Origin of the sequence: Aeromonas simiae (assembly GCF_000820125.1) — a bacterium.
In the GTDB taxonomy this organism is placed as follows: Bacteria; Pseudomonadota; Gammaproteobacteria; order Enterobacterales; family Aeromonadaceae; genus Aeromonas; species Aeromonas simiae.
Genome location: NZ_CDBY01000033.1, coordinates 70,024 through 70,508, shown reverse-complemented (window position 1 = coordinate 70,508; position 485 = coordinate 70,024). Strand labels below are relative to the sequence as shown.

General features: G+C 71.5%; 1 protein-coding gene. It reads right to left on the bottom strand.

The genetic code is table 11. The features are described from left to right. On the bottom strand, positions 1 to 485 hold a 485-nt coding region (locus BN1134_RS18850; protein ID WP_042045685.1), incomplete at both ends, for a pseudouridine synthase.

The window sequence follows — 485 nt, the reverse complement described above, 5'->3', positions numbered from 1 at the left end:
CTCCGGGGCGGCGCGGCGAGCCGGCGGCAGTGCGGGGGCCGGCACGGCGCGGTGCTCGCCCGGTGCCAGGCCGTCCAGAGTCCACTCGCCGATGGCGTAGCGGATGAGGCGCAGCGTCGGATGGCCGATGTGGGCGGTCATGCGCCGCACCTGACGGTTGCGCCCCTCGACGATCTTGATCTCGAGCCAGCAGGTGGGGATGGCCTTGCGCTCACGGATGGGCGGGGTGCGCTCCCATACCGCGGGTGGCGCCATGCGGCGCACCTCGGCCGGCAGGGTGGGGCCGTCATTGAGGGTCACCCCGGCGCACAGGGCCGAGATCGCCTCGTCCGAGGGCTCCCCTTCCACCTGTACCCAGTAGGTTTTGGGCAGCTTTTCGCCCGGCTGGGTGAGGCGTGCCTGCAAGATGCCGTCATTGGTGAGCAGCAAGAGCCCCTCGCTGTCCCGGTCGAGCCGTCCGGCGGCGTAAATACCGGGCTCGGTGA